The sequence below is a fragment of the Curtobacterium sp. TXMA1 genome, assembly GCF_020162095.1.
Classification (GTDB): Bacteria; Actinomycetota; Actinomycetes; order Actinomycetales; family Microbacteriaceae; genus Curtobacterium.
Genome location: NZ_CP083910.1, coordinates 1,230,973 through 1,248,200, shown reverse-complemented (window position 1 = coordinate 1,248,200; position 17,228 = coordinate 1,230,973). Strand labels below are relative to the sequence as shown.

13 protein-coding genes and 1 pseudogene are annotated in these 17,228 nt (G+C 69.0%); 5 read left to right on the top strand and 9 right to left on the bottom strand.

Annotation, left to right across the window (positions count from 1 at the left end):
- The first annotated feature begins 36 nt into the window (after positions 1-36).
- A complete protein-coding gene (locus LCG91_RS05940) occupies positions 37-453 on the top strand; it encodes a type II toxin-antitoxin system VapC family toxin (RefSeq protein ID WP_058727377.1) in 417 nt (138 codons plus the stop codon).
- 19 nt (positions 454-472) lie between these two features.
- On the opposite strand, the gene LCG91_RS05935 is transcribed toward LCG91_RS05940, so the two are convergent.
- Positions 473-1,252, bottom strand: a complete 780-nt coding sequence (locus LCG91_RS05935; protein WP_058727376.1) for an aldo/keto reductase — start codon at positions 1,250-1,252, stop codon at positions 473-475.
- Between the two features lie 103 nt (positions 1,253-1,355).
- Here LCG91_RS05935 and LCG91_RS05930 point away from each other — a divergent pair, with 103 nt between their 5' ends.
- A complete protein-coding gene (locus tag LCG91_RS05930) occupies positions 1,356-2,216 on the top strand; it encodes an HNH endonuclease family protein (protein ID WP_224442815.1) in 861 nt (286 codons plus the stop codon).
- A gap of 126 nt (positions 2,217-2,342) precedes the next feature.
- A pseudogene (locus LCG91_RS05925) lies at positions 2,343-3,134 on the top strand (glucose 1-dehydrogenase).
- Positions 3,135-3,243: 109 nt separating this feature from the next.
- Here the strand turns inward: LCG91_RS05925 and LCG91_RS05920 are convergent.
- Genes LCG91_RS05920 through LCG91_RS05905 form a run of 4 tightly spaced genes read right to left on the bottom strand, consistent with a single transcriptional unit; the run spans position 3,244 to position 7,452 of the window.
- A complete protein-coding gene (locus tag LCG91_RS05920) occupies positions 3,244-4,239 on the bottom strand; it encodes an aminoglycoside phosphotransferase family protein (protein WP_224442814.1) in 996 nt (331 codons plus the stop codon).
- Positions 4,236-5,147 carry a carbohydrate ABC transporter permease gene (locus tag LCG91_RS05915; protein ID WP_224442813.1) on the bottom strand — a complete coding sequence of 304 codons (912 nt, stop codon included), beginning with the start codon at positions 5,145-5,147 and terminating at the stop codon, positions 4,236-4,238. Before LCG91_RS05915 ends, LCG91_RS05920 begins: the two co-directional genes overlap by 4 nt.
- Positions 5,147-6,106 (bottom strand): carbohydrate ABC transporter permease, encoded by a 960-nt coding sequence (locus LCG91_RS05910; protein WP_224442812.1) that lies wholly within the window; start codon positions 6,104-6,106, stop codon positions 5,147-5,149. Before LCG91_RS05910 ends, LCG91_RS05915 begins: the two co-directional genes overlap by 1 nt.
- Positions 6,103-7,452 carry an ABC transporter substrate-binding protein gene (locus LCG91_RS05905; protein WP_224442811.1) on the bottom strand — a complete coding sequence of 450 codons (1,350 nt, stop codon included), beginning with the start codon at positions 7,450-7,452 and terminating at the stop codon, positions 6,103-6,105. Before LCG91_RS05905 ends, LCG91_RS05910 begins: the two co-directional genes overlap by 4 nt.
- 135 nt (positions 7,453-7,587) lie before the next feature.
- On the opposite strand from LCG91_RS05905, the gene LCG91_RS05900 reads away from it, so the two are divergent.
- Positions 7,588-8,028 carry an SseB family protein gene (locus tag LCG91_RS05900; protein ID WP_224442810.1) on the top strand — a complete coding sequence of 147 codons (441 nt, stop codon included), beginning with the start codon at positions 7,588-7,590 and terminating at the stop codon, positions 8,026-8,028.
- A gap of 146 nt (positions 8,029-8,174) precedes the next feature.
- Here the strand turns inward: LCG91_RS05900 and LCG91_RS05895 are convergent, their stop codons facing one another.
- A complete protein-coding gene (locus LCG91_RS05895) occupies positions 8,175-11,663 on the bottom strand; it encodes a TM0106 family RecB-like putative nuclease (RefSeq protein WP_224442809.1) in 3,489 nt (1,162 codons plus the stop codon).
- 441 nt (positions 11,664-12,104) lie between these two features.
- Between LCG91_RS05895 and LCG91_RS05890 the strand changes: the two genes are divergently transcribed.
- A complete protein-coding gene (locus tag LCG91_RS05890) occupies positions 12,105-13,277 on the top strand; it encodes an HNH endonuclease (RefSeq protein ID WP_224442808.1) in 1,173 nt (390 codons plus the stop codon).
- A gap of 787 nt (positions 13,278-14,064) precedes the next feature.
- Here the strand turns inward: LCG91_RS05890 and LCG91_RS05885 are convergent.
- The 3 genes from LCG91_RS05885 to LCG91_RS05875 form a co-directional block, all read right to left on the bottom strand.
- Positions 14,065-15,099, bottom strand: coding sequence for an HIRAN domain-containing protein (locus tag LCG91_RS05885; RefSeq protein WP_224442807.1), 1,035 nt, complete (start codon positions 15,097-15,099; stop codon positions 14,065-14,067).
- 78 nt (positions 15,100-15,177) lie between these two features.
- Positions 15,178-16,899, bottom strand: coding sequence for a DUF2075 domain-containing protein (locus tag LCG91_RS05880; protein ID WP_224442806.1), 1,722 nt, complete (start codon positions 16,897-16,899; stop codon positions 15,178-15,180).
- On the bottom strand, positions 16,886-17,206 hold the full coding sequence (locus tag LCG91_RS05875) for a nucleotide pyrophosphohydrolase (protein WP_224442805.1): 321 nt from the start codon (positions 17,204-17,206) through the stop codon (positions 16,886-16,888). Before LCG91_RS05875 ends, LCG91_RS05880 begins: the two co-directional genes overlap by 14 nt.
- Positions 17,207-17,228: the final 22 nt, after the last annotated feature.

Below are 17,228 nucleotides of genomic sequence, written 5' to 3'. Positions count from 1 at the left end.
GCCGGAGAGACCCCGGCGAAGGCAACTGACAAGGTGATGGTCCTGGATGCGAACATCGTGATCGCGCTCCTCGACGAGGGTGACGGTCTGCACGAGCGGGCGTACGACCTGGTCGAAGAGTACGCGTGGGACGAGTTCTGCACCTCGGCCCTGACCCTCGCCGAGATGCTCGTGCGACCGGCCTCCCGCGGGCACGCCGATCGAGAGCGCGGCACCATCGAGCGACTCGGCGTGAGGATCGTCCCGGTCACGGGTCGTACCGCGCGCCGGGAAGCCGACGTCCGCGCCAGCTGCCGGCTCGGCATGCCAGATGCGGTCGTCCTCGTCACGGCGCAGGCCGTGCACGGCCAGCTCGCCACCTTCGACCGGAAACTCCGCCGCATCGCTCAGGCCGAGGGCGTCCACCTCGCCGAGCCGTACGACGACGGCGGGCCCTGGCCGTTCCCGACCTGAGCCCGCCGTCGAACGGGGATCAGCCGGCGAGGCCGTCAATCCGCGCGACCTCATCAGCGCTCAGCTCCAGGTGCGCCCCGAGCGCGTTCGACCGGATGCGCTCCGGGTTCGACGACTTCGGGATCACGACGAACCCGTGCGCGACGTGCCACGCGACGATGACCTGCGCGCTGTCGGCGTCGTGCGCCTGGGCGATCTCGACGAGCGTCGGGTCCTGCAGGTTGCTCGCCTTGAACGGGCTGTACCCCTCGAGCACCACGCCGCGCTCCTGCAGCCCGGCGGCGACCTCGGCGTCGTACTCGGCCGGGCTCCACCGGATCTGGTTCACGGCCGGGGTCGTCCCGGTCGCGTCGGTCAGCTCGTCGATCTGCGCGAGCGAGTAGTTGCTCACGCCGACGGCCCGGGTCAGCCCGTCCGCCTGCGCCTGGACGACCTGCTCCCACACGTCGGGTCGGGCCTCGCCGTTCGGGGGCCAGTGCACGAGCCAGAGGTCCAGGTGGTCGAGCCCGAGCTGGTCGAGGCTCTCCTCGATGGTCTGGCGGACCCGGTCGGCGTTGTCCGGCGGCAGCTTCGTCGTGACGAAGACGTCGTCGCGCGCCAGGCCGGAGTCGGCGAGCGCCTTCCCCACGCCGCGCTGGTTGGAGTAGCCCGTCGCGGTGTCGATGTGGCGGTAGCCGGCCTCGAGCGCGGCGCCCACGGCGGCGGGGGCGTCGGCGTCCGGGATCTGCCAGGTGCCGAAGCCGAGGAGCGGCATCGACCCACCGGTGACGGGCACGGAGGGGTTCGCGTGATCGGTCATGCCCCGTGTCTACGCCGTGCTCCGTCGGTGCTTCACGGGATGATCGACGACGGTCCACCCGGGTCCGTTCCACCGCTCCACCGCTCCACCGAAGGCTCTCCCCATGACGTCCCGTCGACGCCGTCCGCGTTCCACCCGTCCCACGTCCTCGCGCCGCACAGCCCGGACCTCACTCGCGTCGCTCGGGCTCATCGCTGTGGTCGCCCTGGCCGGCTGGCTGCTGCACACCACCGGCGTGACCGACGGCGACGCCGACGCGGCAACGGACCGAGCGCCCTCGTCGACGGCCGCACCGACCATCACCGCCGTCCCAACGACCGAGGCGACCAGCGCGACCGACGCAGGCAGCGCCTCCAGGCCGACCGCCGACGCGACCTACCCCACCAGGGCGACCAGCCCGACCGACGCGACCGCAGCCGCCACCGCCCGCAGCCAGCTCGCCGCCCTGCCGGTCAAGGGCAAGGCCCCCGCCACCGGCTACGACCGCGAGGCCCGCTTCGGCACCGCCTGGCTCGACGTCGACCACAACGGCTGCGACACCCGCAACGACGTCCTGGCCCGCGACCTCACCGACGTCGAACGGCAGGGGCCCTGCAAGGTCCTGCGCGGCACCCTCGTCTCCCCGTACACCGGCGACCGCGTCGACTTCGTGCGCGGCAACACGACCTCGACGCTCGTGCAGATCGACCACGTCGTCGCCCTCGAGAACGCGTGGCGCACCGGTGCGCAGCAGCTCAGCCAGGAGCAGCGGGAGGCCCTGGCGAACGACCCGGTGAACCTGTTCGCGGTCGACGGGCACTCGAACGCGCAGAAGCGCTCGGGCGACGCCGCGACCTGGCTGCCCGCGGACACGGCGTTCCGCTGCACGTACATCGAGCACCAGATCGCGGTGAAGACCACCTACCGGCTCTGGGTCGCGCCGGCCGAGCACGATGCGATGGAGCGGGTGCTCGCCCGCTGCTGAGCGTGGGTCGCGCCTGCTGAACGACAGGTGTAGCCTAAATGGCATCGATGCAGACGCATCGATCGGACTCGTCGCCCCACCGTTGGACCCGAGCCCTTCACCGTCGAAGACCGCAGGAGGCCATCCATGACATCCACCACCCGCTTCACCGACCGCGTCGTCCTCATCACCGGCGGTGGCTCCGGCCTCGGCCGCGCAACCGCCGTCCGTCTGGCCGCCGAGGGCGCGCAGCTCTCCCTCGTCGACGTCTCCGCCGAGGGACTCGAGGCCACGAAGTCCGCCGTCCTCGAGGCGACCCCCGACGCGCAGGTCCTGACGACCGTCGCCGACGTCTCCGACGAGGCCCAGGTCGACGCCTAGGTCGCCGCGACCACCGAGCGCTTCGGCCGCATCGACGGCTTCTTCAACAACGCCGGCATCGAGGGCAAGCAGAACCCCACCGAGGACTTCACCGCCGCCGAGTTCGACAAGGTCGTGTCGATCAACCTCCGGGGCGTGTTCCTCGGCCTCGAGAAGGTCCTCGGGGTGATGCGCGAGCAGGGCTCCGGCATGGTCGTGAACACCGCGAGCGTCGGCGGCATCCGCGGCATCGGCAACCAGTCGGGCTACGCCGCGGCCAAGCACGGCGTCGTCGGCCTCACCCGCAACTCCGCCGTCGAGTACGGCCAGTACGGCATCCGCATCAACGCCATCGCGCCGGGTGCGATCTGGACGCCGATGGTCGAGAACTCGATGAAGCAGCTCGACGCGGAGAACCCGCGGAAGGCCGCCGAGGAGTTCATCCAGGTCAACCCCACGAAGCGCTACGGTGAGGCCCCCGAGATCGCCGCCGTCGTCGCCTTCCTGCTGTCGGACGACGCCTCGTACGTCAACGCGACGGTCGTCCCGATCGACGGCGGGCAGTCGGCCAAGTACTGAACGTGGCCCGTCCGGCGCCCGGCCCACCCGGTGGGTCGGGCGCCGTCGTCGGTCTGGAGGCACGACCCACCTCCGTCGCGCTCCGCCCGTCGCGCAGGTGGCCGGGCTGTCAGACGCCCCGCTGGTCGAGCGACTGCCGCAGCCGTGGCTCGACGAGCGAGGCCGAGCCCGTCGGCGCGAGGATGCCCGTGAAGACACGGACCGCCTCGTCCTGGTCGGCACCGGTGCTCGTGAGGGCAGCCGCCATCGTCGAGGTCAGGTCCTCGAGCGCCCGGATGCAGGCGTACCGCACGAGCCGGCACTCGTCGAGCTCGACCGGGCCGTACCCGGCGCGGAAGGCCGCGAGCTGCTCCGGCGTCGCGGGCGTGAACAGCACGCTGAACTCGACCAGGTGCAGGTCGATCTCGCGGGGGCCGACCACGGCCTCGTCCCAGTCGACCAGCCGCAGCGACCCGTCCGACTCGACGAGCACGTTGCCGAGGTGCGGGTCGCCGTGGCACGGCACGAGCTCGCTCGGGGAACCGGCTGCGAGCGTCGTCCCACGCAGCAGCAGGTCGACCCGGTCGCGGGCGTCCCGCCACAGGTCGAGCACCGGGTCCGAGCCGGACACGGCCGCGGCGTCGAGCGCGCGGATCTCCGAGCGGTACCGGCGCCTGCGGCGGCGGATGCCCCGGCGCGCTCCCTGCCGGCGCGGCGGCACGGGGAAGGCGTGGGCGTGCACGTCCGCGAGGAGCGCGCCGTACGCACGCCATGCCTCCAGGCCGAGTCCGACGGTGGCCGCGTCCGCGCCGTCGGACCACCGGGTGAGCGCCAGCTTGCCGCCGGCCCGGCGGCTGCGGCGCCGACCGTCGGCGGTGGTGCGGGTGGCGGGCGTGCCCTCGAGGCCGGCGGCCGCCATCGACGAGACGAGCCGCGTGCCGGTACGGCTCGGACGGGTGGTCCACTTCGCCGCCCAGGCGATGCCCTCGCGGTCGATGACCCGCCAGACCGCGGCGGAGGTGTCGGTGCCGCCGGTGACCTCGTCGACGACGACCGCGTGCAGGCCGAAGTCCTCCGCGACCCAGCGCCGAACGTCGTCCGCCGTCGGACGGACACCCGGCGTCACCGCAGGCCGCTCCGCGACAGACCCTCGACGAAGTAGCGCTGGAAGGCGAGGAAGAGCGCGACGATCGGCAGGATCATGAGCAGGTTGACGGCCATGATCGCGCCGTAGTCCGACGTGTACTGCCCCTGCAGGGTCCCGACGATGCCGATCGGCACCGTGAACAGGTCCTGGTTGCCGGACAGCGCCACGAGCGGCCACCCGAACGCGTTCCACTCCCCCATGAACGTCAGCAGCACGAGCACGGCGAGGAGCGGTCGGCACTGCGGCAGCACGACGGACACGAACGTGCGGAAGCGTCCGGCGCCGTCGAGCTGCGCCGCCTCGATGAGCTCGTCGGGCACCGCGAGGAAGAACTGCCGCGCCAGGAACACCCCGAAGATCGCCGCCGCCTCGGGCAGGATCACCGCCCACAGCCCGCCGTACAGGTGCAGGCCGATCGAGATGAAGAACTGCGGCACGATGATCGCCTGCGGCGGGATCATCAGCGTCGACAGCAGCACGAGGAACAGGGCGTTGCGGCCGCGGAACCGCAGCTTCGCGAACGCGTACCCGGCGAGCAGGTTGCAGAACACCGTGATGACGGTGACGACGACCGCCACGAGCAGCGAGTTCGCGAACCACCGCCAGACCGGGAACTCCTGGAACGGCCGGACGAAGTTCTGCAGCGTCGGGTGCTGCGGCCAGAGCTGCAGCCCGGGTGCGTACAGGTCGGCGCGCGTCGAGAACGCCGTGAGCACCATCCAGTAGAGCGGGAACGCCATCACGACCGTGACGACCACCGCCACGGTCAGGCGCAGCCAGAGGAGCTTCCCGCCGCGCTTCCGGGGCGACCGGGTGGCGGTGGTGCTCGCAGCCGCGGCGGACCGACCCGAGGCCGCAGCGCCGGTGTCCCACGTCGATGAGGTCATCAGTCCGTCTGGTCCCGTCCGGCGTTGAAGCGCCACTGCAGTCCCGTGATGAGGAGCGTCACGAGGTAGATCACGATGCCGACCGCCGCGCCGTAGCCGAGCAGCTGCGGCCCGTGCTCGTCGAAGGCGACCCGGTAGGCGTAGGACACCACCGTCGTCGTGCCGTACCCGGGCCCGCCGCGGGTCATCGCCCACACGGTGTCGAACACCTGGAACGAGTAGATGAGGTTCATCACGAGCAAGAAGAACGTCGACGGGCCGAGCAGCGGGAACGTGATGAGCCGGAAGCGCTGCCAGCCGGTCGCACCGTCGGTCGACGCGGCCTCCTGCACCGCGGGGTCGACGCCCTGCAGCCCCGCCAGGTAGATGAGCATGTCGAAGCCGATGCGCTGCCAGAGCGTCATGAGGATGACCGCCGTCATCGCCCACCCACCGCTCGACTGCCAGTCCACCTGCGGCAGCCCGAGCGTCGCCAGGAACTTGTCGATGAACCCGTTGTTCTGGTCGAACATCCACGCCCCGAGCACGCCCGTGGCGACACCCGACACGACGAGCGGCAGGAAGATGATCGTCCGGAACACCGTCCGCCCCGGCAGCACGCCGTTCAGCAGCACCGCGATCCCCAGCCCGATCGCCATGCCGACCGGCACCGTGAACAGCGTGAAGACGCCGGTGTTCCACACCGACTGCCAGAACACCGGGTCGGTGACGAGCTTCACGTAGTTGCCGAGACCGGCCCAGCTCGTCCCGCCCAGCGAGTCGAGGTCCTGGAAGCTGATCACCAGCGCGTACACGAGCGGCAGCAGCGTGAAGACGACGATCAGGACGACGTTCGGCAGCAGGAACGCGGAGGCCGCCGCCGTACTGGAGGCACGGAAGACCCCGGCAGACCGCCGCGGTCCGCGCCGCACGGCTCCGCCCGCCGTGGCGCCTCCGATGCGCTCCGTCGCGCCCGTCACGCGGACACCGCCTGGTCGACCGCCGCGTCGATCGCGCGGACCGCTTGCTCGGTGCCCCGGCCGTGGAACGCGAGCTCGAGCTGGTCCTGCAGCGCGGTGTTGATCGACGCGAAGCCCGGCACCACGGTCTCGCGCACGGCCGTCTCGGTGATCGTCGTGGCCTGCTGCGTGAACACGCCCATCACGTCCGGGCGGACCGCGTAGTCGAGCGTCTGGTCCGCCAGGGTCTGCAGCGTCGGGAGCTCGTTGGCGAGCTGGCAGAAGTCGCGCATCTGGTCCTCCTCCACGAGGAACTTGAGGAACGCGGCCGCGAGTTCCGGGTTCTCGGTGTCCCGCGTCGCGACGATCGCGTTGCCGCCGAGGTCGGACGCCGCCGCCCGGTCCCGCGGCATGTAGGTCGTCGCCCACTCGCCGCCCTGGTACCCGTTCGCGCCGTCGGCGAGCTCGGGTACGAGGAAGTCCCCGATGAACGTCATCGCCACGGTCTGGTTGAGGAAGAAGTTGTCCGAGTAGACCGTCGTCTTGATGGTGTTGTTCGCCGGCACCCACTCCTCGTCGAAGAACCGCTGCGTGAACGCCATCGCCTTGCGCGCCGGGTCCCCGTCGACCGCGGAGTGCCGCAGGTCCTCCGTGAGCAGCGACCCGCCCGCCTGGTACAGGAAGCTCGCCCAACGGTAGGCGCCGGCGGCCGTCCAGTCGTAGGCGAACGGGTACTTGTCGTCGGGCAGGGTCTTCCGGAGCTTCGTGCTGACGTCGGAGAACTCCTCCCACGTCCACGCGTCCTCCAGCCGGTCGGGCACAGCGCCGATGCCCGCCTCGTCGAGGGCCTTCCGACTGAACGCGATCGCCGATGTGTCGGTCTGGTGCGGCACACCGTACGTCCGTCCCTCGAACCGCACGGCGTCGTACAGCGCCGGCAGGAAGCCCTTCGCCTCGGACGCGCTGAGGTACGGCGTCATGTCGAGCAGCACCCCGTGCGAGGTGTACTTCCCGATGCTCGTGTAGTCGACCCGGAACACGTCGGGCGCCGTGCGCGACAGGATGCCCCGGTCGATGCCCGAGAAGAACCCGTCGTACGGCAGCGTCTGCAACTCTATCGTCGCCTTCGGGTGCCGTTCCTCGAACCCGGCCTTGGCGCGCGCGAACCCGCTGTTCTCGCCGTCGCTGCCGCCCCAGAACGCGAAGCGCAGCGTCCCCTCGACTTCGCCGATGTCGGCCTTCGAGCCAGGCGCCGCAGTACTCGGCTGCGGCCCGTTGTTCGCGACGCACCCGCTCAGGGCGGTGGCCGCGCCGAGCCCGAGGGCGCCCGCGAGGAGCGACCGTCGGGTCAACTGCAGTGGTGGCACGGTGCTCCTGACCTGGAGGTGCGGACTTGCTCGGACTGTAGACGCGAGCGCCGACACCGGTGGCCCCAGTGCGCATTCGGTTCCGCTCCCGGGACGTGGGAGCATGGCCGGGCACACCACGGCGGAGGGAACCCCATGAGCAGCAGCGACACGAGCGGGTCGTCATTCGGCCCGGGTGCCGGCAAGACCGAGTCGCCCGCCGGAGCCCTGCGGCGCCGCATGGCGTCGTCGGCGCAGGGGTTCCTCGGCAGCGCCGCGTGGGTGCCGTGGAAGCCCGCTGGTGACCCCGAGGGCGGGAGCATCGCGCACGTGATGATCCGCGACCTGCCGTTCGTCCCGGTGTTCACCGACCCCGCGCAGCTCACGGAGGGGGTCCCCGGCACCGAGGCCCGCCCGGTCCGGATGGCCGAGCTCGTCACCGCCGTGCCCGAGGAGTTCGGCATCGTCGTCGATCCGACCAGCGCCGAGGACGCGAACTTCCTGCACGCGGACGTGCTCGCCGGGATCCGGGCGCAGATGCGCGGCGAGATCCCCGGTGACGACGCAGCCGAAGGCTCGGAGCCCGCTCAGGGCTAGTCCCGCCGGTCGTCCTGGGTCTCGCCACCCTGACAAGGGCGGGCGCCACCGACGTGGTGACCCACGATCCGCGGTGGACGATCCCGGTCCGCGATCCGCGGTGTCCGTGAACCGGGATCGTCACGGCCGCGCTCCGACGCAGGGTGTCAGCGGTGCAGCTCGACCAGCTCGATGAAACGCGACAGCAGCGACAGCCCGCCGATCGACGGGGGCAGCCCCGTGGTGAGTGCCGGCGAGTAGACGAGGTAGGCCGCCCACTGCGCCCGGGACAGCGCCACGTTGAGCCGGTTCGGCATGAGCAGGAAGTCGAGCCCGCGCGGGATGTCCGCCGCGCTCGAGGCCGCGAGCGACGTGATCGACACCACGGCCTCGCGACCTTGGAACATGTCGACCGTGCCGACCTGGGTCCCTCGGAGTCCGGCGCGGTCGAGGGCCTCGCGGATGAGCGCCCCCTGCGCGTTGTACGGCGCGACGACGATGACGTCCTCGTCCGTCAGCGCCCGCGACACGTCGCCGTCGACCCACCGGCGACCGATCAGGCTTCGCGCGAGTTCGACGACCCGTGCTGCCTCCTCCTCGGACGACGTCGTGTTCCCGCTGTGCACGACCGGCACGGGGTGGACGCCCGGGTCGAGGTCGTCGAAGTGCCGGCCGCTCACGATCGACGTCAACTGCCCGTCGTACGACAGGCCCGAGACCGATGCGGTCAGCGCGGGCTCCATCCGCCGGGTGTGCGCGAGGAAGTACCCGAACTCCGGCGGGAGCACGTGCTCGCCGTCCGCGAGCCACCCGAGCGCCGACTGGTCGACCGGTTCGGGGTGCGAGCCCTGCGACACCTGCGGGAGCTGCTGCGGGTCGCCGAGCAACAGCAGGCGCTCGGCGGCGATCGAGGACGCGATGGTCGGCGCGAGCGAGAACTGCCCGGCTTCATCGACCACGAGCAGGTCGAGGGATCGCCGCGGGATCGTGCCCTCGTTCGCGAAGGTCCACGCGGTGCCGCCGACGACTCCCCCGGTGCCGGTCTCCGCGCACGAGGACAGGAAGGCCGAGACGGCGGCGTTGTTCTTGACCGGGGTCCACGCGGCGGCCTCGAGCTCGTCCTCGGTCGCGCCGGACTTCGGCACCTTCACCACACGGTCGGCGGGTACCCCGGCGCGGACGACCGACGACAGGAAGTTCTCCGACGTCGCGTGCGACTGTCCGACGACCCCGACGCGCCAGCCGTGCTCGCGGACGAGCCGGGCGACGACGTTCGACCCGACGTAGGTCTTGCCCGTGCCGGGAGGGCCCTGGATCGCCAGGTACGACCGGTCGAGCCCGAGCAGGGTCGTGACGACGGCGGACACGGTGTCGTCACCGGCGACGGGAGCGAGCGCACCACGGGGTGGCACCCGGCGCAGCAGGTCGAGCGCCGGGTCGGGCAGCATCAACGGTAGGGCGTCGAGGACCTCCTGCCCCCACTCGGCGATCGCCTCGGGCTGCGGCTTCGCCCGCGGCGGGGCGGCCGGCGCGAGCGCGACCGGGAAGTCGTGGTGGGGCTCCCCGCCGCCGACCGGCAGGCTCTCCTTCACCAGGACCTCAAACGCGTCGCCGTTGTCGGCCGCTTCCAGCACGACGGCGCGAGCCGACGCGCCCTTCGATCCCGGCGCCGGAGCGGTGACCGACGGCGGGAGTGGGTCGTCGTAGACGAGGTGGGGCATGCCTCCCGGCCGGATGCGTGAGCCGGGCGCGAGCGTTCCTGACAGGCGGATCTCTCGTGACTGCGAGCGGGCACGCGGCAGCGTGTCCCAGTCCCGCTCGACGGAGGCACGCTCGACGACGAGGACGTCGCGCGTGTCCGCCCAGTCGTCGACGGGGTTGCGGAGGCGGTCGAAGTGGTCCTGCCAGAAGGTCTTGGCCTCGCGGCGGTGGTAGTCGATCGCGGCGGCCGCGAGCGCCAGGGCGGTCTGGTCCGCGTCGCGGTCGAGGGGGTCGACGTCAGCGATCTGCGCGGCAAGCGCCATGTACACCGGGTTCGGCTCGCGCTCGACGGGGATCGGCGGGAGGAGCGGCTCCTCGCTCGGCGCCTCCGCGCGCGGGGGCCGGAGCGACAGCAGCCAGTCGCGGAGCCTCAGCGTGGAGCGGCAGTCGTATGCGTTGTAGTCGGCGACCTGGTCGAGCATGCGCTGGCCGGTGGCGGGGTCGCCGTTCCGGTGTTCCTCGATCGCCTCGACGTAGGCGGTGATGCTGTCGGCGGCGTTCGTGACGTCGCTCAGGCGGAGGTCCTCGCCCATGTACAGCGGCTCGAGCTTCTTGATCGAGTAGCTGTGGCTGCCGACCACCAGGGCCTTGCGGACGATCGGGTACAGGTCGACGAGGACGCCGGCGCGGAGCAGGTCGTCGACGTCGTCCTCCCCCACGCCGTGTCGGGCGGCGAGGGACAGCAGGTGCGTCCGCTCGTACGCCGCGTAGTGGTACACGTGCATGCCCGGGTGCTGGGCCCGACGTTCCTTGACGAAGGCGAGGAAGTCGGTCAGCGCCTGCCGCTCGTCGCGGATGGTGTGCGCCCAGAAGGCGGTGAAGTCGGCGCGGTCGTCCACCAGGCCGAACAGGTAGTCGAGGCCCCAGTGCACGCCGTCCTCGGTGTGCAGAGGGTCGCCCTCGAAGTCGAAGAAGACGTCGCCCGGGTCGGGCTCGGGAATCGCGTCGAGGGCGCGGGGGTCGTGCAGCTCGAAGCGGGGCTTGGCCCTTTGTCTCGCTGCTTGGCTTGCTCGCTGCTCGGCTTCGGTCTCGGTCTGGAGGCGCGCCTGACGCACCAGCCTGTCTTGCGTGGACCGCGACAAGCCCGGAACGGCCGCGATGCGGTCCGCCAGGTCGTCGATCGTCCGCACCCCCTGCCGGATCAGCTTCGTGCGCTGGTCGAGGCGCATCCCGGCGACGAGGACCAGGTCGCGGTGCTGCTGCACCTGGGTCTGGCAGATCGTGCAGCGGCCGCAACTGGAGTAGCGGGGGTCGCCCCACTGGAGTGCCTCTTCGGCTGCGATGCGTTCGGCGATGACCCGCTCGAGCTCGGCGCGCTGCGTACGGTAGACCGGGGCGATGTCGGCGAGGTCGTGCGTGGTGGTCGTGCGGTCGCCGAGCACGAGGTGGACCTGCTCGCCGGTGGGGATGCCGTGCGCCCGCATCTGCTCGGCGTAGGCGGCGAGCTGGAGGAGGGCGCTGATCTTGGCGTGGCGGGCGAGCTTGGTGTCGTAGACCTCGTAGACGCCCTGATCGTTGCGGAGGATGAAGTCGGCGAAGCCGATGAAACCCGGGCGGTCGGGGGTGGGCGGCTCGTGGAAGGTCGGCTGGTACAGGACGTCGGCACCGTCCGCGAAGGCGGCTCGTGCTTCGGCTGCGGCGGTCGCGTAGTCCATCGGGGCAGGTCGCTCGAACTCGACCACCTGGCGGGTCTGCTTGAGGATCTCGAGGTAGTCGACCTCGTGCTGGTCGCCGAGGCGTGCGGTGCGCTCGAGCATGTCGTCGTGCTCGTCGGGCAGGGGGCCGCCGCGGCCGAGCTTGGCGTCGAGGCGGCGGAGGAACGCCCACTCGCAGGTCGCCCACGTGCTGAGGTCGCTCGGGCTGAGGAGGGCCTGCCCGTCGATGGTGATCTGCATGCGCTTCCCCGTCTCGTTCGGTGCCTTGCGAGCCTAAGGGCGGCCGATGACAGACGTGCCTTCGATCAGATCATCATCGATGCTTCTCATTGCGCTATCTCCAACTGAGAAGACAGTGTCGCCGCTGATGAGAGTAGGCGCGAGGAGATCACCAGATCGCGCCGTCCGGCTGCCGCACCTGACGCAGCGTTGTCGGCTTTCACGGCGAACACCGTCACCCGCGACGCGACTGAACGCCGCGGCGAATGGTGCTGATGTCGAGGCCTCCAGATCGTCCGGAGCCGGAGGCGCGCGCCTCGAGGAACGCCAAGTAGGCCTTCTGCGCAGATGCCGCCCAGCGGCGGAACGTTCTCTGCTCCCGCTCTCGCCGACGGCGCCTCGACCCGTGCAGGAGACAAGCTCTCAGCTGCCGCGCGTTGACATAGCAGGCAAGATGTAAGAGTGCCGCTCACTTCCCACTCCACGCTTCGGGACCGGCTCCTGACCTACCTAACTGGAATCGGGGGCTCTTCGACGAGAGCTCAAGCACTCGACGCACTCGAGTCGCTTTACGCCGGCCAATGGACGGAAGAGGACAACTCGCCGCAAAACACCAGACAGTTCGAGACGAAATGGCGGAATCGTGTCAGCTTCGAGCGGCAACGGCTGGTGGAGCGCGGGGTGTTGCAAGCGCGTTCGGACGGCATCTGGGCGCTCGCCGATGGCTTCGATCCCTCCCGTGTGGACCTTGAGCGACTCTCGGCTCGAAATGTCGAGATCCACCGTCGCGAGAACATTTGGCTCGCTGCCAAGGCTGCCGGCGCGCCGGACGATGTCCCTTCGAGGGAACTCGAATCACTACACCTGCGAGCCGGCGGGCGTGGCATCTACGTCGACGTGACGACAACGAAGAGCGCGATCGCGCCTGCTGGTGTCGCCGTGTCTTTCCTCGATCTTGGACAGGCATACGCCAACGAGCGCAACGTTCACGGCGTCACGTACAGACTGCCGCGAACCACGCGTGCAGGGAGGGACGAGGCAGAAATCGCGGCCACTGTCCGCGCTTATGAGTTGGCGATGCCGGTGTTCGTGATCCTTCCGGGTACCCGACGAACGTCCCGCGCGGTTCGCCGGGCGGTCGTCGAGGGCGTCGACCTTGCTCGTGGCTCGGTGCTCATCACCTTCCTGGATAACGATCCGCTGCCACCGGAGCCCGAGGACGATGAGAACAACGAATTCGAATTCATCATCGATGACGTCGAGACTCGTTGGCAGCGACGCAAGGCAAGACCGAATCAGGCGCGCTTCGCGTTCGCCGTTCTGCAGCGATACGGGGCCCGTTGCGCCGTCTGTGACCTTGACGCGGAGCCAGTCGTCGAAGCAGCTCATATTCGCGCGAAGGCGTTGCAAGGCTCTGACGATGCCCGCAACGGCCTTCCACTCTGCAGCAACCACCACCGGATGTACGACGCGGGATGGTACGCCTTTGAACCTACGACCACCAGCGTGGTGTTCAGGGCTCAGCGGGATCCAGGCCAGCTGCAGGTCGCCCGGAGCAACCTCAGCCATCTCCCGCTCCAACCCAGCAGGAAGGCTCTGGAGGACGCTTGGGAGCGATGGTCCACCAAGGCCTAGTGGGGCGTCACCCGATCGACGCGCCAGAAGCCGTTGAGCCACCGTTCTCTCACCACCTCGCATGGGTGGGCTTGCTTGCCCAACCCTCGGTCTCGAGGTCCAGCACTTCGCGAAGAATGATCGTGCTGGATGGCCCGCGCTCTGGCATCTCTCGCCAAAAGAGCTTCTCCCTCAACTAACCCCAGATGGGCTCACGAGACCTTGCGCGTCGAGGCCACTAAGCGGCGCCGCCCGGGCCGACGGCGCCGTCGTGGTCCGTTCACGGTGCTCGGCAGCCGGCTGAGCCGTGAACTAGCTACCGCAAGTCGCTTGTCGAGCGCCGTTGCACTTCCGTGCACCGCTGCGCCGCGCTGCTCTGATTGTTTGACACCTTCGTGTCCCCGCCCCGACCGGTGTGCCGCCAATGCAATCGGCCACCCGATGCTGGCTCCGCCGCGACAGCGCCACCGGGAGAATCGCAGCGTCGCGAGCAGCGAAAGGCCGTCAGCGAGGAAAAGCGAGCACATAACAGACTGAACGGCACCGATGTTCCGGCTCCTGAACGGACGGAGAGACCGCGCAAGACGTCGCTGATAGCGGCGAAAGCTGCACCAAGGCGCTGTAGGTCCGCTGCGGTAGGCGCCGGCGCGAGATGTTCCGACAGGGGCACCGACGACGGTTGCGAGCTTGTCCGAGACGTAGCGGCCCCTCCAAGGAGAAGCGTCATTTCGCTAGGCCCGGGCGCGGCCTGCGTAGTCCGCGAGGGTGGGCGGAACCACGGCGTGGATGGTCAGTGTCCAGAGCGAGATCAGCTGAGAAGCTGATGGACCGCGGTCACCAGGCCACCACCGAGGCTCAGGAGCCCTACGCCTACGACGGCACAGCCCGATTTCGCTGCCGCAGCTACTTGCTTCCTCCCGGCCACTGGCGCGGCTCCCGACGCTGTTCTCGCGGTCGCCTGCGTCCGTTGCGAAGACGCCGAGCGAGGTGGTCCAGTGTAGGCCGGTGGCACCGCATAACTGGCCGCGGGTGCAACCAGTCGCGCCATTGTCCGGGCGTCACCAATCAAGTACGAATTTTCGATTTCGCTGGCCTTCGAGGCCTGCAGCACGACCTCAGCGGCAAGAGCGGAGCCTTTGAGGTGTGCCCATGCTGCGACGGTGAGGCCCTTCGCCGCGTGGTGGTCAACGAGCGCGAAGTAGTGCCGAGACGACTGAGTGCTCATCTCCCCAACCCGCTGCCCGCTCACGCGTACCTCGATGAACTCGCGCTGCCCACCACGCGCTTTCTCCTCGCTTCCCCGATGCAGCGTCACCAGCAACAGAGACCGGTCCGCTTGGCCGGCGAATGGTGCGAGAACGTCAAAGTGCTTCTCTTCGCCTGTAACCTGCAGCCCTGACCCCCAGGGCAGGATCGAGTACGGCTCGGACGGGCCGTCGTTCAGCGGCACGATGAGGTGCGGTTCTGGAAGCGCTACCCGAACATTCGAGTGGAAGCGAGTTCCCTTGCCCTGCCAGTCATCGCGCAAGACGCCCCAGATGCGCGCGGGAACGACCGCAGTCACTCCCGACGCAGCCAGCCGGTGCAAGACCGGAGCGAATGTTTGGGCATCCTCGCGAGTCAGGTACCCCACCACCGCGCCCTGGATCCGCACACTTATGGCGCGCGGATCGTAAGGGTTATCGGGCTCTGGAACAAGGAGCGCCTCGGTCTGCAACTCCTTGTCCTGGTCCTTGGCCAGGCGCCCAAGTAGGGCACGGATGGACGCTTCGTACTGCGACTCCCCTGCCACCTCCAGGTTCGGCCACGTGGCGTTGGGGACGGCGTACAGGGAACTGCTCACGCCCTCACCATAGTGAGTGATGCCACCCTTCAGCAGCCCCCAGCATTGGTGGCTCGCGCTGTGGACGGCGTGCTGGGCCTACTCGTTCCGCATGACCGCTCGCATCCACTCGCGCAAAGCTGGGTCCACGACATAGAGGTAAGTGCCGAGCACTCCCCTCGTCATCAAGACCGCGTAGATGTTGGAGACGAAGCGGAGCACGTCGTCATCTGAGTACTCGATGCCCAGACGCGGATTGTTCTCCATACCCTTCTTGTCGAAGTAGTTCGTCCGATCGAACACGATCCGCTGTGTCTCCTGGTCGAAGCGCAGGTCCGGACCGATGATGACGCCCGCGTAGTTCAAGTCGTAGCCCTGCACAGTGTGGATCGAGCCGACCTGCTCCAAAGCGCCGTCTGACGTGATCCAGTCCTTCTGCGTCTGGTTCCACCTCAGCCGCTGCCCGTCGAGTTCGATGTCGTAGGCGCTCGCGTCGTTCTTGCTCTTCCACTCCCATGCATATCCAGCGACAAGGCGTGCGAGCCCCACCTCGGCATCTCGTGCACGGATTGCCTCGTGCATCTCCCCCAGGTCATCGAAGAGTCGCAGCTCGTAGTCGCCGAAGCCTGCTCGCTCGCGCTGCTCACCACGAAGCAGCCCGCGGACGAACGACACGTAGTCCGAGCCACCTCGTACTCGCATCTGTGTGAAGAGCCGGTAGTGGCGATCTGCTGCGCGAGCCCCAGCGACCAGTGCCCTCTGGGTGCTCTGCGGAAGGTCGGCCGGTCGGACACTCTGATCGGAGTCGATCAGGAAGATCTGATGCCGGCTCTGCTCGCGGATCCAGTCCGCCTGCGTCAGGTGGTCCGCGTCCTCCCCGAAGAGCTTGCGGTTGATCTCTCCGAAGTTCTTGTTCTGCACGCCTGATGCTTGGTTGGCTCGATGGTTCAACCGATGGGACTCGTCGACGACCAGCAGGTCCCATCGATCGTCGCTCTGACCGACCTCGAACGGTGTCAGAACCATTGCCTGGTTGAGCCCGGGGGTCTTCGCGAAGACCCGCTTGAGCGATGCCCGCAAGGCCTGCTGTGGCACGACGAGCCCGAGTCGCGCGCTGCTCAAGCGATCGCGATTCTCCTCGGTGAAGAAGTCGGAGAACAGCGCGTCGCTCTCGAGATCGTCGAAGCCCTTGCCATCACCGATGTCACGCAGGAGCTTGAGGAGGTAGACCGCGACGATGGTCTTACCCGTGCCAGGGTCGCCCTGCACCGCTATCGGCGCAGCTGCATCGAGCTCCCAGTCGTCGAAGAGGCCCTCGAGGATGTCCTCCATCACGACCGCCTGGTCACGATTGAGCGCCTTGAACGGGGACAATTTGAAGAGTTCCCGGTTCTCGATCTCCGGCAAGCTCCGCGTGAACACAGCCTGACGCCGCAGGGCTTCGAAGATCTCCCGGAACGTCTCGCGGTAGCGAGACCGGTCGTAGTACTCGGCGTCGACGATCCCCTTGTTGCTGTTCAGGACCGTGTACTTGCCGTCTGCGGCGAGCAGGGCGATGAGCTGCGATTCGAGGTCGAGACAGACGGACTTGTTGAAGGTGTCGTCGAGCACGAGGCGAACCGCCTTCAGCGCTCCGCGATCAGGTGAATCCAGGTGCTGACGCATGCGGGCGGCTGTGTTCAACGTCTCTCCGACGTAGACCCGTTTCCCGTCGTCGAGGATGTACACAACCGGCCAGTTGATGAAGCGTGGGTCAACGTCACGCCAGGACCGAAGATGCTCGGCAGTGAACGGCAACTTCTCGATGTCAAAGCTGGTCATACTTGGCGCTCCGCCCTCGAGCCCGCTCGACCGGGTACTTCGCCCGCGTCACGACGAGCTTCTCGCGGATGAGGGCTTCGGGCGAGACACCGAGCCTATCGGCCAAGAGGAAACAGTACGTGAGGACGTCCGCGAGCTCCCCGCGCACCCGCGAATCGTCACCCTCCGCTTCCCATTGGAAGCATTCAAGCAGCTCCGCCGCTTCGATCGAGATGCTCTTCGCAAGGTTCTCCGGCGTGTGGAACTTCGCCCATTCACGCTCTCGGACGAACGCGCGGAGTTCTTCCTGCAGTCCGTCTTCCGCCATGCCCCGACGGTAGCAGCGCGGT

Excerpts from the sequence above, each read along its gene's own strand:
- LCG91_RS05915 (WP_224442813.1), bottom strand. The coding sequence starts at position 5,147 with ATGACCTCATCGACGTGGGACACCGGCGCTGCGGCCTCGGGTCGGTCC.
- LCG91_RS05895 (WP_224442809.1), bottom strand. The coding sequence starts at position 11,663 with ATGCAGATCACCATCGACGGGCAGGCCCTCCTCAGCCCGAGCGACCTC.
- LCG91_RS05880 (WP_224442806.1), bottom strand. The coding sequence starts at position 16,899 with ATGACCAGCTTTGACATCGAGAAGTTGCCGTTCACTGCCGAGCATCTT.
- LCG91_RS05940 (WP_058727377.1), top strand. The coding sequence starts at position 37 with ATGGTCCTGGATGCGAACATCGTGATCGCGCTCCTCGACGAGGGTGAC.
- LCG91_RS05935 (WP_058727376.1), bottom strand. The coding sequence starts at position 1,252 with ATGACCGATCACGCGAACCCCTCCGTGCCCGTCACCGGTGGGTCGATG.
- LCG91_RS05875 (WP_224442805.1), bottom strand. The coding sequence starts at position 17,206 with ATGGCGGAAGACGGACTGCAGGAAGAACTCCGCGCGTTCGTCCGAGAG.
- LCG91_RS05930 (WP_224442815.1), top strand. The coding sequence starts at position 1,356 with ATGACGTCCCGTCGACGCCGTCCGCGTTCCACCCGTCCCACGTCCTCG.
- LCG91_RS05900 (WP_224442810.1), top strand. The coding sequence starts at position 7,588 with ATGAGCAGCAGCGACACGAGCGGGTCGTCATTCGGCCCGGGTGCCGGC.